The following is an 11,874-nucleotide window of genomic DNA, read 5'->3' as shown; positions in this document are numbered from 1 at the left end:
GGCGTGTCGTCCTCTCTTATGACTCTTAATCAAAACTAAACTATAAAGCTAAATAAATGCCCACACACGAAAAAAATACCTTGTACAAGCCAACATATGTATAACACTCTGGATTTATACGTATGGTGCTGATTAACCGTTTCAAATTAAACCGGTAAAGTCATTTTACCCCAAAATGAGTCTTCTGCCCCACACGAATCATTTGCAAATTCTCCCTATTCAAAAACGGCTCGCCTCACTGGGAGACGAACCGTAAATTTGTAGCTATACCCTACCATTAAGCCAGCTTTAACGCTGAAAATAAAGATTAAGCTTTTCCCGCCAATTGTGCGATTAACTCATAGGAATGCAGACGTGCCTTATGATCATAGATCATCGACGTAATAATCAGCTCATCTGCCTGTGTCTGCCGAATGAAAGATTCCAACTGTCCACGTACGGTTTCTGGTGAACCATTAACAGCTGCCTTCAGCGTCTGCTCCACACCAGCTTTCTCACGATCCGTCCATTTGCCTTCCATCTCTGCCGGAGGCTGTACCAATCCCGTTGTGCCACGAATAATGTTCAGGAACTGCTGTTGCATCGTTGTACCCAGCCATGCTGCTTCCTCGTCTGTATCTGCAACAACAGCGTTAACACCAACAATCACATGTGGCTCCTTCAAGCTTTCAGATGGTTGGAAGTTGTTTCGATACGTCTCTAATGCGATCCGGGTATAATCGGGCGAGAAGTGGCTGGCAAAAGCAAACGGCAATCCCAGCTGACCTGCCAGACGTGCACTGAAATCACTGGACCCCAGGAGGTAAATTGGAATATTCAATCCTTCTCCAGGAACTGCGCGAACAGGCGCATGATAAGATGTCGCCGAAGCATCAAAGTATGCTCTGAGTTCTGCCAAAAGCTCAGGGAAATCTTCCCCACTGTTCAGATCTTTACGTAGTGCAAGCGATGTACGGCGGTCACTACCTGGTGCGCGACCCAGTCCCAGGTCAATTCTGCCAGGATAAAGGGATTCCAGAGTACCAAACTGCTCAGCGATGACAAGCGGTGCATGGTTAGGCAACATGATGCCTCCTGAACCCAGACGAATCGTTTTGGTTCCACCAGCCAGATATCCAATAACAACCGAAGTTGCGGAAGAAGCAATACCCGGCATGTTGTGATGTTCAGCTACCCAGTAACGATGATATCCCCAACGCTCTGCATGCTGTGCCAGATCAAGACTGTTGCGCAAAGCATCAGCAGGTGTTGCACCCACAACGACGGGAGCCAGATCCAGGATGGAAAGCTTAACGTCATTAATATGTTCTTTATGGGATGAAGCCGTATTTTCTGTAGTCATTATCGTTTAATCTCCTCGATGATTATATTTTTGTATATCCAGATATATAGATTAATTAAATCACAACTGGATATGGTGATGTGTTCATAAACTAGCCGTTTACATCCGGACGGAATCCCTGCCTGCATATGCATCCTAGCTTCCGTTCCGGCATCCGGCTTATAACTCGTTCTGTACGTACTCGGCAAACTGACGTATCGTCTCCTCGTTGCGCCGATAATACGTCCATTGTCCTCTGCGCTCGGAGAGCAGCAACCCTGCCTTGAGCATAGTCAGCAGATAACTGGATATAACCGACTGAGCCAGTCCAGCCTTCAGTTGAATCGTGCCAACACAGATTCCGTTCTTGCCACCATCCGGATGCTGAGATAGTTCCAGCGGTGGGAAGTGTTGCTCCGGGTTTTTGAGCCACAACAGGATTTGTCTACGTGTCTCGTTCGATAATGCTTTAAATATAAGTATAGGTTCCATGGGTACGATTATACCCCCTTTCATCCATTTTGCAAACACATGAACAAACAAACCGACTCATGATCGAGTCGGTCTGGTATCATATGGAATCCGCATCTGGATTCAACATCCATATTAGAAATTGGTTGTAATCGTCTGTTTAACCTGATCCAACATGGCTTGATATGCGGGTGCATCCAGATATCCAATACTACCGAAGAGCAGATGATCTACGGCTTCAATACCTACAAAATCGAAGATGCCTACGTCTGAAGTTAATTTCAGTCCAGCAGTCATGCCAATCTGATCATAAATTTCACTTGGTGTACCATGTGTGTTGATGATGAGTCCTTTTTTGCCTGTCAGCAATTTCTCGATTCCCGCTTCACCTGCTGCATATGCAAAACCATAGGCGAATACACGGTCAACATATCCTTTCATAATGGCAGGAAGACCTGTCCACCAGATCGGATAGATGAATGTGATAACTTCTGCATCCGTAACAAACTGTTGCTCTGTTGCGATATCCTGTGGTGTCTGTCCTGCACGCATGGAAGCTGTGTCAGCTTCAGTCAGTACGGGTTGGAATCCAAGTTTGTACAAGTCACGAACGTCTACTTCATGGCCTTGAGCTTTGAGAGCTTCTACAGCAGTATTGAGGATTGCGTTATTCAAGCTGTCTGTGTGCGGGTGAGCATATACGATAAGATGTTTCATAGTGTGAATCCCTCCAGGTTTGGTTTGAGTTAGGTTGCGAAAATGGGGTTACATTGATACGCTCCCGCATACATAGATATCTATGTATATGGGCAAAAAAATATTTGGGCTCCTCCGCCTCCACCCCAGTCAAATCTGAAAGGGTTGCAGACAGAAGAGTTCATTCATTATAACTTTCGGACAATAATGGATAACAAGCTCTCCAATTGCTCCGACTGTTCATCGGACAAGCTACTATAGATGATGTCATTAATCTGCTCTGATACCTGATGGAAGATCGGTTCGAGTCGCTTCCCCTGTTCGGTTAGGCGAATAATCGTCACCCGGCTATCTTCCGCACTCTTGTTGCGTTCAACATAGCCAAGCTTCTCCAGCTTGTTGACCAGTACCGTTACCGTTGGTTGCGTGCGTTGAACACGTTCAGCCAACATCTTGATCGACAGCGTCTCTTCCCGGTATAAGAACATCAATACATCTCCATGAGAAGGAACAATCCCTGTTACCTCATGCTGTTCCAATTCGTGTACAATCCGTTTGTTGACATGGTCTCTGATTCTTGCAATCAGTGCAATTGCGTTGTATTTAGGCATGACCTCATTATAAATAGACATCTATGTATTTTCAAGTTATTTTATATAAAAAGAAAAACAGCCCTTTCCATCCTGCTAACATGTGGAAATATCGGGCTGTTTCGATTCTACTTTGATCCTGATCTATAATGTTAGATCTTAGCTAATCGTTTTTGAATTCATGTTGGATTCATGCTGAATTCAGTTAATCCATTGCGTGATTTTCTCAACGGATTGTCGGGACTTCTCACGCTGGGGCTCCTCTGCCCGATAACCGAAGGCTGCCATCATGGAGACGCCCCATGCGCCATTTTCAAGCAAGCCCTCTTCTTCCATAATACGGTGGACGCCCTCACGGCTGAAACCTTCGATTGGACAAGAATCAATCTCGATCTGAGCTGCCGCCGTCATCATGTTGCCGAGTGCAATATAAGTCTGTTTAGATGCCCAGTCAAATAATGATCGTGGATTATCCAGAATCTTCTGGTTATTTTGAAACTTTCCATAAGCCTCACTTGTTAGCTCAAATACGTTATTTGGCATTCCCTTTGTTTCCTTCAACATGTACTCCGCATAGGGAGAATTATAACTGGCATCTGATCGGGCCAAAATAACAACAAAATGGCTTGCTGTAGCCAATTGCTTTTGCGCGCCGGAAGAGACTTCGGACAGACGCTTACGCAGGTTTGGATTTTGTACAATCAGAAACTTCCACGGTTCAAGGCCAATGGAACTTGGAGATAATCTGCCTGTTTCCAATATAAATTGGAAATCCTCATCCGAGATTTTGCGGGTATCATCAAATATCTTTGTTGCATGCCGGAAATGATACGCCTTTAAGATGTCTTCCTTTGTCTTTGACTTTGCTGTAACTTCCATGGAGCTCCACGTCCTTTTTATAACTTTTTTATGTTGAACAATAATGTTTAAGTGGTTTCATCTCAAGTATTATTTTAGGCTCTATATGTATAAATTAAAAGTACGCACATTATTGTTTCTTGGTTTATAAAAGTAAGTATTGATGAAAGACAGCAATAATCCACTGGGCATACATGGCCCTAGTGGATTATCTATGACTCTTTTCTTTTAAATCTTGAAATCTTGAACCAGCTTATTCAAATTTAATGCACTATCCTTGACTTGATCAGATTGTTTAACTACTTCCACAGATTGCGCAGCAGAGGCAACCATATGTCCTGCGATTTCCTGACTGGATGCGGCTGATTGTTCACTGGCTGATGCAATTTCGTGAATGGAGCCCACTAGTATTTTGATATTTGCAGTCACTTGTTGTGAGGTTGCATTGAGATCTTTAACTGCATTGGCATGATCAAGGGAATCGACATAATACTGTTCAGCTGTATCCTCCAATAATTTATAATCTTTGCCAACCTGATTGAACATAAAGGATAGCAACTCTTTAGCATTCGAGGACAGATTGGTCACAGACTGCATAACTTCTTCCGTGACCTGCTGAATTTGATCGGCAGCCTGTCTGGAATCATCAGCCAACTTTCGAATCTCGCTTGCAACAACCGCAAAACCTCTACCTGCTTCTCCAGCCCTTGCAGCTTCAATGGATGCATTGAGTGCAAGCAGATTAGTCTGCGCCGTAACATCCAAGATAGATTGAGATAATATACCAATCTGATCTACAGCTGTTGCACGTTCCAGCGCTTCTGACATCTTCTTACTCGTATGATCATACATGTCTATGGCTGCTCGGCTCGATTCGCGGGCTTCCTGCTTCAACTTTTCAGCCTTCGTGCTGGTCACATAGGCGGACTCTGCTTGTTTAGATGTCTGTTCCGATATATATTCAGCTCCCTGTTGCATCTCCGCAGCCGAATGATTCATATTTTCCGTATGGGCTGAAGCCTCTTCCATTGCAGCCGAGAGCTCTTCAACTGTAGCTGATACTTCACGAATTCGTTCATTCAGACCAGCCATATTCTGGTTGGTAAGATCGCTAACCTGGTTGATATGATGAGATTCCTGAACTACACCACGAATGACATTTGTTGTGGAATCGGTCATTGTACGAATAGCTCGTGCGATGACACTTATCTCATTATTTCCCTGTGTTAGATGCGGATCTAAGGATGCCGTTAAGTTGCCTTGTGTTATTTCTTCACAATAACGGGTGATAGCTTTCATTCGTTGACGTATACTGCGAATCACTACAAATGAAATAAGAATGAGTGCTGCAAGTGAAAACAAAAGAACCGAACCGAGTACCAATGCTCGTTGCTGAATTACTTCCTGTGTATCCGCATAGAGCTTGGCTGACTCTTCTTCGTTATGCGCACTCAAAAGGGTGATCGTCTCCACAATCGCTGTACTGCTTTTGTTAATTCTTCCTCTCTCTTCACTATCGTAGGTGCCCGACATCTTTTTGGTATCCATGATTTGCTCAATATCCTGATAATATGTATCCATCTTTGTTGCCAAATCTGCAAATATCTCTTTTTCTTTGGTATCCAATGTTCTTGCTGAAAATTCATTCAAGCCATCCGTGATACTCTTCTTACCTTTCTGAACCTGATCGTACTGTTTGTCTGTATACTCTGCATTATCAAGAACCTTTGTATAATTGGCACGCATATTATAGAAATTACTTTTCAATTCAAGAACATTGGTTTGATGCTGGAAGCGGTCATTGTAGAGGATACCTTGTCCCGTTTTTGCTTCGTTCATTCCGAAAATCCCAATCAGAAAAACAGTAAACAAGCCGATTAGACTAATCACAGTCATGATGACCATCGTTGTTGTTAATTTCATATTTTTGAGTTTATTTCCTTTCTTATTTTTTGGCTTAGACTGAATTGACATGATTATTCCCCCACTTTAAATAGTAGATTGCCTTATATATCTTATATCTATATCGTATGTATCCATATTGTTTGTTAGCATTTCAGGAAAATCGACTTTATTCATTTAATGAGAAAAGTAATGGGAGACAACAGAAAAGCCGCTAGGATATAATCCAGCGGCTTTTCTGTGAATATGAAACGATATCTGTTCGACCTATAGTTGCTCCATCCACTCATTTTCAGAAATGACGGTAAATCCTTCTTGTCGCAGCAATGCTGAGGTGACACCTTCTCCAGTTACCTTGTGATTGGCAAACTTCCCATCATAGATCATCTGTGTACCACAGGACGGACTGAACTCCTTCAATACCACACACGATACATTCAATTTTTTGGCCCATTCGAGCGTCTGATAGGCTCCCTTAATATACAGCTTTGTGACGTCCTTGCCACTTTTCTCGATCACTTTTGCAGTGCCTGCCAGTACGTCCTTGCCCGTGCCACCGATAATTTCAGCCGGTTCCCGTGGAGTGGAGAATCCGCCAAGCAGCTCCGGACATACCATCTTAGCCTGCTCCTGCTCCACCAGCTCCTGAATTTTCTCATCCAGGCTCGCTGTTCCATTGTAACGGCAAGCTACCCCTGCCAGACATGAACTCACCAAATATTTCATCGTTATCTCCTTATACACATTCCATCTATGAAGTAAATTGTAACATATAAGATCAGCCCTATAACTCGCCTCTGGTAATCATCTTGATCCGTCCATCTTCCCTGTATTCAACCTGAAAAACATCCGTGCTCGACTCCAGTTCAAATGAGACGACTCCTAATTGCTCAGCATTTCTGTGAAGTTTATAAGCATCAAAATCAATGTTAAATATCTTCTTCACTATTGGCCCCACTTTTTCTCTAAGAAGAAACTCATCTATATTATATAATTTCTCATGATAAGCCTCCATCTCTTCAATGTTGCCTATTTCTTGTTGCTCATAGTGATTAGCATCCCCAACCGTATAACCCAAGCCTGCTTTTCCTTCGGTCATCTGTACAAAGTAGTTATCTTTAAAGGAAAAAAAGACTGTATCCTTACCGAGTTCATCATCTTTGCTTCGGCTTGCTCTTATCAGATCAAGATTGGCTTTACCAGACAGAGCCTCAATCGCGTTTCTGGCATCCGCCAGCGCCGCCTGGGATACTTGATCAGGTCTAAGGTCGCCTGTGATCGAGACAGCCTTGTCCTGCTGCCATACAATCTCCCCATAACCATCGCCAGTCTCATTCTCTAACGCTAATGTCGTATGCGATATTGGCTCCGACTCCCCTTGCTTCATACTCACAAAACGTTGGACTGATGCAGGTTTAAGCGTTGGAGTACTGCCTATACTTTGCAAAAGCGATGGAACTTGACGCAGATAACGGTGTTCCAGCTCGCTTGGCTGCATCTCACGTCTCATTCCTACTTCACGCAGATTTCCTGTTGTCGCATCGAGCCATATCTGTGCATACTCCTTCTCACTTTCATTTCCAGCCTCTACATATATTCTGCCGGACACAGGCAAGTCTTCCACTTTCATAATTTTCAGCTGTTTACCCAGATCATCTCGCATGGTAGTTGCAACATTTCTTTTCATTTTGTCGGTTAGCAGATTTGTGTTCAAACCATCGGATAACTGTAACGCTGCTGTCGGATAGACATGCTCGATCACGGGTTTCACCAGCTGTCCATCATCCCAGATCCATAGGAACAATCCAGCAGCAATAACCAACGCGCCCGTGCCGGCAACAAGAGGCCCTCTTCTAAGGCGACGCTTGTGTGACGCATTTTTCACTTGCGGTCTAAACGGCCTGGATGACCTGGATCTGCTCTCTGGCCTATCTCCCTTGCTTCCCTCTTCCGACTTCTTCATCCACTCCACCTGTTGAAGCACCTTTCGCTTGTGATCCTCTGTAAAAGGAGACGAAGCAAACGGTCCCTTCCGGATTTCCTTCTCCCATTGCTCATCCTTGTGTGTCATTTGCTTCGCTCCTCCCATTGTTTCCGTACCTTATCCTTACCTCGGGATAGTCTGGATTTTACTGTGCCTGAGCTGATTTTCAACATCTCAGCAATCTCACTCGTCGTAAGCTCATACTTCAGATTCAGCAAAAGAATCTCCCGAAACTTCTTTGGCAACGCCAGAACAATATCCCAGATTTCATGGATATGCTCCTTACGCATCACTTCCATCTCGGCCGAAGGATGTGCAGGCTGCTCTGCAATCATGACTCTTTGGTTCGAACCCCCATGCTCTGTCTCAATGGGTAACGTCTCTCCCCACAGACTGCTACGAAAAAATCTGGATTTTCGATATGTAAAAGTGGTGTTCCTAGTAATCGTCAACAGCCATGTTTTCAGTGAGCAATCTCCACGATAATGAGCGATCCCTGAGTACGCCCGAATAAATACCTCCTGTGACAATTCATCTGCCTGTTCGGCACTTTTGGTCAGAAAATAAGCGTAATTCCACACGTCATTTCCGTAGTCATCCATTATGCTACTAAGTGTGTAATTGTCTATGGTCTGAGCCTGTGCCAGTAATTGATCATCCAACTGTTGTTCACCTCACTTAATATGACTGAGTCTAATGTGATTTGGTTCCCTGTTTTGGACATTATTTCTTATTATTGTAGCAAAATAAAAAAACAGCATGTTCAACATCGCTGAACACGCTGATTCCTTCAAGTTTGCTTAGTTAGAAATCTCTATCAGAAAGCTTTTAAGCGAACGCTCCACTTCCTCAGTTTCTTTCTGCCCTCTGGTCTATCATATCATTTTCATCGTTATACTTTCACAGCAGCAATCATCAGAAACATCGGTCTTCGATTTTCGTCTCGCATGCCTGGAACCTGTTCGATCATCTCTGGTGATGGTTTGGATTCAGCCACCTTTTGAATAGCAAACCCTGCCTTAATCAGTTCATTGAGATGTGTTGCCAGAGTGCGATGATATTTAACCACATCCTGATTCAGAAAGTTCGCCACACGTTTCCCTTCATCATGGTAATCATCCACGGGCCAGTGAAGAATCTCACCTGTGGGTCCGTAATGCCAATCCTGCGCAGCACGAGCGGTGAAGATGGGATGTTCGGAAGATAGTACAAATGTGCCACCTTCTACGAGACAATCATTGATCTTAGCGTACACCGTGTCTAATCTTTCAATATAATGCAAGGCAAGTGAACTAATCACAATGTCGAATTGTCCCGGTGCAAAATCAATATCTTCAATCGCCAGCTGCTTGTACTGGATCTGCGGGTCGTCCGTCATTTCACGAGCACGCTGAAGCATATTTTCAGACAGATCTACACCGATCACTGAACTCGCTTGCTGCTCTCGCGCATACCGGCAGTGCCACCCAAAACCACATCCCAAATCCAGCACACGCTTGTCCTTCAAATCAGGCAAAAGAGTCTGCAGTTCATACCACTCCCCGGCTGCATCCAGCCCTTGAACGGAACGAGCCATCTTACTATAGTTGTCGAAAAACTCAGCTTCATCGTATTTATTTTGTTTCATCAAGAGATTCCTCCCGCCTTATAAATATCCACCTACTCTATCACATAAACGATATTTAAACGCAAAAGTTGCCAAGAGAATTCATGGCGTGTTATCATACAGAACGAACGTTCAGTATTATTATATACAGAATGAACATTCAGTTTACTAACGGAGGTCATTATGAATACGAATTGGACGCATCCATTGGAAGGGCAATCTGTAGGTAAAGCTTTTATAAGTTACCTCGTGCCTTCTGTATTGGGGATGCTGGTAGTTGCTTTTAATTTTATTATCGACGGCATTATGGTTGGACACAAACTGGGTTCTACCGCGATGGCCGGGATCGGCATTGCCTCACCTGTCTACACGCTCTTTGTTGCCATGTCGCTGTGGATTGGTATGGGCGGGGCAACGTTGTACTCCAACGCTATGGGTAGAAAAGATATCACATCAGCCAAACAAATTTTTACCAAATCCATTATGCTCATTATGTTAGTTACGGTAGCCATTGGTTATGTTGCATTTACATTCAAAGACAAACTGGTATACTCCCTCGGTGCAAACGCCGAGACCTTCCCGTTTGCTTCAGACTATATGAATATCATGTTATTGTTCGGGTTTGTTTTCACCATTGAGAATGCACTCTCTATCTTTGTACGAAACGATGGGAACCCCAACACATCCATGTACGCTCAGATTACGTTTGCTGTAGCCAATATCATCATCAATTATATAACACTGTATGTACTCGAATGGGGTGTACGCGGTGTGGCCCTCGGTACAATTGTATCGGCGTCTCTTGCGCTACTTGTCCTGTTTACTCATTTTTTCAAAAAAACAAATAATCTCACGTTCACCCGGTTCAAATGGAACAACAAACTGCTGGCTTCCCTTCTACTCATTGGTTTCCCCAGCTTTCTGGCTGAACTTGGCATGTCGGTCTTCTCTGTCTCTCACAATATCTCCATGGACCGCATTGCGGGTACGGATGGTGTAGCATCCTTTACCGTGTTGAACTATATTCATGGTGTGGTACTGTTAGCGTTCCTGGGTCTGGCGTCTGCTGCCCAACCTCTGATCAGTTATTATCATGGTGCGAAACAGATTAAACGGGTACAACAAACGATACGTTTAGCTACCAAAACGGCTCTGGCTTGCGGTCTACTATTACTGATTGTTGTTCAAATTGGTGCGCCTTATTTCGTGCAAATCTTTGGAAACTTCAGTACCGGCGTAACAGATAATGCCGTCTACGGATTACGTATATTTACATTTGCCTATGTGTTTATGGGTGTTAACTTTGTCATGAGCACCTATTTTCAATCTGTAGGCAATGCCAAAATGGCCATCTGGATTACAGCTGCGCGTGAAATGATCATCATGATTGCGTTGATTGCGATCCTCCCTTCATTCTTTGGTGTCACGGGTGTCTGGCTTGCCGTACCGCTGTCCGAAATGCTGGTTCTCGCAACCATAGCCCTGTACTATAGAAAACGATCCCTTACGGATCGAATACACGCGCTGCAGTCTGAATAACGTTAACAGGTAATAACAGCAACAGATAGAAGATCAATGGAACGTAGATAAAATGTAGGTAGACCTCATAAATAATCTAAAAAACTAATATACAAAGCCCTGCACGATCAATATAGATCGGTCAGGGCTTTTGTTTTATCCTAAATTTAGATGGAATTAGATACGTATATCAAATCGACCATTGCTGTCTGTCGTTGCGTTTGCAATCTCCTTAGGGGTAGCTACTCCCATTCCATTGGATGGTGGTTGGGCAGGTGGAGCCTCCTTCGTAGCAGTTGTACCAGCTCCTTGAGAGCTTTGCTGTGCAATCTGGTTCTCAATCTGTTTGATCTGCTGTTGAAGTTGTTTGGTCTTTGTCTCCTTAGTCTGTTCATCGTCCTTGCTGGATTGTACTTTCTCCAGCTGAGCCTCAAGCTTCGTCTTTTGTTTCTCCAAGCTGCTTGAATTGTCCGAACTCGAAGATGTCGATATGTATGATGTAGTGGAGCTGGCTGTAGAAGATATATTCATTATGATTTCTCCCCTCTTTACTTAGCTTCACTATACCCTATCCCACTGAAACGTACGTTAAATTCAACTGAAAGGTTGCTGAAGGAGCTAAGAATAAGAAGTCGAACAGATGGAAATATACCTACCAGCATTAATAGTCTGATCAATAATATTGGAAGTCTTCATATAAGTGAAGAATCTTAATTTCGTCTCATCTGTAAGTTAGTTGTTTGCCAGTGTAAAATAGTAAAACAAAAAGACACACTCGATATCATCAAGTGTGTCTTTATATTGCTTGGCGGCGTCCTACTCTCCCAGGACCCTGCGGTCCAAGTACCATCGGCGCTAGAGGGCTTAACGGTCGTGTTCGGGATGGGTACGTGTGGAACCCCTCCGCCATCGCCACCAAACGCATAGC

At 43.8% G+C, this 11,874-nt stretch carries 12 protein-coding genes and 1 rRNA gene; 1 reads left to right on the top strand and 12 read right to left on the bottom strand.

Annotation, left to right across the window (positions count from 1 at the left end; translation table 11 throughout):
• Window positions 1-307: 307 nt before the first annotated feature.
• The 10 genes from CXK86_RS30390 to CXK86_RS30345 form a co-directional block, all read right to left on the bottom strand.
• A complete protein-coding gene (locus CXK86_RS30390) occupies window positions 308-1,342 on the bottom strand; it encodes an LLM class flavin-dependent oxidoreductase (protein WP_017690813.1) in 1,035 nt (344 codons plus the stop codon).
• Between the two features lie 159 nt (window positions 1,343-1,501).
• Window positions 1,502-1,813: an ArsR/SmtB family transcription factor gene (locus CXK86_RS30385; RefSeq protein ID WP_017690814.1), complete on the bottom strand. Its 312-nt coding sequence runs from the start codon at window positions 1,811-1,813 to the stop codon at window positions 1,502-1,504.
• Between the two features lie 114 nt (window positions 1,814-1,927).
• The gene (locus CXK86_RS30380) at window positions 1,928-2,509 is read right to left on the bottom strand and encodes an NAD(P)H-dependent oxidoreductase (protein ID WP_076254780.1); all 582 of its coding nucleotides are present in this window, start codon (window positions 2,507-2,509) and stop codon (window positions 1,928-1,930) included.
• A gap of 167 nt (window positions 2,510-2,676) precedes the next feature.
• Entirely contained in the window at window positions 2,677-3,099 is a 423-nt protein-coding gene (locus CXK86_RS30375; protein ID WP_076254782.1) for a MarR family winged helix-turn-helix transcriptional regulator, read from the bottom strand.
• 180 nt (window positions 3,100-3,279) lie between these two features.
• Window positions 3,280-3,957, bottom strand: coding sequence for an NAD(P)H-dependent oxidoreductase (locus CXK86_RS30370; RefSeq protein WP_036614223.1), 678 nt, complete (start codon window positions 3,955-3,957; stop codon window positions 3,280-3,282).
• Between the two features lie 207 nt (window positions 3,958-4,164).
• Complete coding sequence (locus CXK86_RS30365; RefSeq protein ID WP_076254785.1) at window positions 4,165-5,910, bottom strand: methyl-accepting chemotaxis protein; 1,746 nt, start codon at window positions 5,908-5,910, stop codon at window positions 4,165-4,167.
• 195 nt (window positions 5,911-6,105) lie between these two features.
• The gene (locus CXK86_RS30360) at window positions 6,106-6,564 is read right to left on the bottom strand and encodes a 2-thiouracil desulfurase family protein (protein ID WP_076254787.1); all 459 of its coding nucleotides are present in this window, start codon (window positions 6,562-6,564) and stop codon (window positions 6,106-6,108) included.
• 58 nt (window positions 6,565-6,622) lie between these two features.
• The gene (locus CXK86_RS30355; RefSeq protein WP_076254789.1) at window positions 6,623-7,909 is read right to left on the bottom strand and encodes a hypothetical protein; all 1,287 of its coding nucleotides are present in this window, start codon (window positions 7,907-7,909) and stop codon (window positions 6,623-6,625) included.
• Window positions 7,906-8,484 (bottom strand): RNA polymerase sigma factor, encoded by a 579-nt coding sequence (locus tag CXK86_RS30350; protein WP_076254791.1) that lies wholly within the window; start codon window positions 8,482-8,484, stop codon window positions 7,906-7,908. The genes CXK86_RS30355 and CXK86_RS30350 overlap by 4 nt, the downstream gene beginning before the upstream one ends.
• A gap of 230 nt (window positions 8,485-8,714) precedes the next feature.
• Window positions 8,715-9,449: a class I SAM-dependent methyltransferase gene (locus tag CXK86_RS30345; protein WP_076254794.1), complete on the bottom strand. Its 735-nt coding sequence runs from the start codon at window positions 9,447-9,449 to the stop codon at window positions 8,715-8,717.
• 162 nt (window positions 9,450-9,611) lie between these two features.
• Between CXK86_RS30345 and CXK86_RS30340 the strand changes: the two genes are divergently transcribed.
• Complete coding sequence (locus tag CXK86_RS30340) at window positions 9,612-10,967, top strand: MATE family efflux transporter (protein ID WP_076254796.1); 1,356 nt, start codon at window positions 9,612-9,614, stop codon at window positions 10,965-10,967.
• A 156-nt stretch (window positions 10,968-11,123) separates the two neighbouring features.
• On the opposite strand, the gene CXK86_RS30335 is transcribed toward CXK86_RS30340, so the two are convergent.
• Together CXK86_RS30335 and rrf are read right to left on the bottom strand one after the other, a co-directional pair.
• Window positions 11,124-11,477 carry a FlxA-like family protein gene (locus CXK86_RS30335; RefSeq protein ID WP_076254798.1) on the bottom strand — a complete coding sequence of 118 codons (354 nt, stop codon included), beginning with the start codon at window positions 11,475-11,477 and terminating at the stop codon, window positions 11,124-11,126.
• Between the two features lie 272 nt (window positions 11,478-11,749).
• A 5S ribosomal RNA gene (gene rrf, locus CXK86_RS30330) occupies window positions 11,750-11,866 on the bottom strand.
• Between the last annotated feature and the right edge of the window lie 8 nt (window positions 11,867-11,874).

This window comes from Paenibacillus sp. BGI2013 (assembly GCF_002843485.1).
GTDB lineage: Bacteria > Bacillota > Bacilli > Paenibacillales > Paenibacillaceae > Paenibacillus > Paenibacillus amylolyticus.
Note: the sequence above shows the minus strand (reverse complement) of the source record. Positions and strands in the feature narration are given on the sequence as shown.

Excerpts from the sequence above, each read along its gene's own strand:
- CXK86_RS30380 (WP_076254780.1), bottom strand. The coding sequence starts at position 2,509 with ATGAAACATCTTATCGTATATGCTCACCCGCACACAGACAGCTTGAAT.
- CXK86_RS30340 (WP_076254796.1), top strand. The coding sequence starts at position 9,612 with ATGAATACGAATTGGACGCATCCATTGGAAGGGCAATCTGTAGGTAAA.
- CXK86_RS30355 (WP_076254789.1), bottom strand. The coding sequence starts at position 7,909 with ATGACACACAAGGATGAGCAATGGGAGAAGGAAATCCGGAAGGGACCG.
- CXK86_RS30365 (WP_076254785.1), bottom strand. The coding sequence starts at position 5,910 with ATGTCAATTCAGTCTAAGCCAAAAAATAAGAAAGGAAATAAACTCAAA.
- CXK86_RS30335 (WP_076254798.1), bottom strand. The coding sequence starts at position 11,477 with ATGAATATATCTTCTACAGCCAGCTCCACTACATCATACATATCGACA.
- CXK86_RS30385 (WP_017690814.1), bottom strand. The coding sequence starts at position 1,813 with ATGGAACCTATACTTATATTTAAAGCATTATCGAACGAGACACGTAGA.
- CXK86_RS30360 (WP_076254787.1), bottom strand. The coding sequence starts at position 6,564 with ATGAAATATTTGGTGAGTTCATGTCTGGCAGGGGTAGCTTGCCGTTAC.
- CXK86_RS30370 (WP_036614223.1), bottom strand. The coding sequence starts at position 3,957 with ATGGAAGTTACAGCAAAGTCAAAGACAAAGGAAGACATCTTAAAGGCG.
- CXK86_RS30375 (WP_076254782.1), bottom strand. The coding sequence starts at position 3,099 with ATGCCTAAATACAACGCAATTGCACTGATTGCAAGAATCAGAGACCAT.
- CXK86_RS30345 (WP_076254794.1), bottom strand. The coding sequence starts at position 9,449 with ATGAAACAAAATAAATACGATGAAGCTGAGTTTTTCGACAACTATAGT.
- CXK86_RS30390 (WP_017690813.1), bottom strand. The coding sequence starts at position 1,342 with ATGACTACAGAAAATACGGCTTCATCCCATAAAGAACATATTAATGAC.